The 1,182-nt window shown below is 55.6% G+C and carries 1 protein-coding gene; it reads right to left on the reverse strand.

The window, feature by feature from the left end:
• Positions 1-865 (reverse strand): group II intron reverse transcriptase/maturase (gene ltrA / locus E1J53_RS24750; protein ID WP_154640297.1); only part of this gene is annotated, 865 nt, incomplete at its 3' end.
• Between the last annotated feature and the right edge of the window lie 317 nt (positions 866-1,182).

Here is a 1,182-nt window from a genome sequence, read left to right on the forward strand (position 1 = left end):
GGACGTACTTCCCCTTTTCTCCTTTGCGGAAAGAAGAGACAAAGCCGTACCCCAGCAGTTCAAACCGAACCGGACGACAGATTGCCGTCTTGTCCTTATTCACCAGTAAACGTAAATCCTCTTCAATGAACCGAGTCATCGAACGTAACACCCGGTGGGCCGACCGCTTTGAGCGCAGGAAAATACTGCAATCGTCCGCATAGCGGACAAAGCGATGACCACGTCGGGTGAGTTCCTTGTCCAGCTCGTCCAATAGGATATTGGAAAGCAAGGGACTTAGTGGCCCGCCCTGCGGCGTCCCCTTGTCCCGCTGGCCAACTACCCCACCGAGCAAAAGGCCGGAAGCAAGGAAGCGATGGATCAGTTTCAATAAAAGAGGGTCTTTCACCTTGCGGCCCAGCAGCTTGAGCAGCAGGTCGTGGTTGACTTCGTCAAAGAAGCTTTTCAAGTCCAGGTCAATGATGTCCTGGTAGCCTTTGTTGATATAACTTTTCGCTTGCCGCAAGGCCTGATGGGCGTTGCGGCCGGGGCGAAAGCCATAGCTGAAGGGGGAAAAGTCCTTATCGAAAATCGGGGCCAGTACCTGATGGATGGCCTGCTGGATGAAGCGGTCCGTCGTCGTGGGGATGCCCAAAAGGCGGGTTCCTCCGTTCGGCTTGGGAATTTCTACGCCCCGGACCGCCAGGGGACGGTAGGTTCCAGCGCGTAGTTCCGCTTTGATGCGGGGCCAATGCTGGCGCAGATGACCAGACAGGTCATCTACTGTCACACCGTCCACGCCACTACTTCCCCGGTTACCCAAGACGCGATCATAGGCAGTACGCAAGTTCGACTTGCTTAGTATCCGGTCGAGTAGTGAATACATAAACGAACAAAATTTCTTGCCTTTCCGCACGATGGCTGTGGTCAAGACTGCACCCCGCTTAGCGGTCGGTGGTCAATGTCCGGTCCACACCCACCGGTTGTTCCGGCGGTTCACGTTCAGGCCTTCGGGTCTAGTCTCTCGGGCGTGGCGACTCACAACATGGCTTTACTCCACGGCTTCCCGGTTTACCTCCCTACTATGCCCTCGGCTGACTTCTCCGTGCTGTCAGTCAATGACTACGGAGACCTCCCTGGGTAAGCACATCCTCTTTCTACTGATCGCGGCCGTATCTACTTTCCGGAGATTGTTGGCTACGG

Source organism: Lewinella sp. W8, from assembly GCF_004375085.3.
Lineage (GTDB): Bacteria > Bacteroidota > Bacteroidia > Chitinophagales > Saprospiraceae > Neolewinella.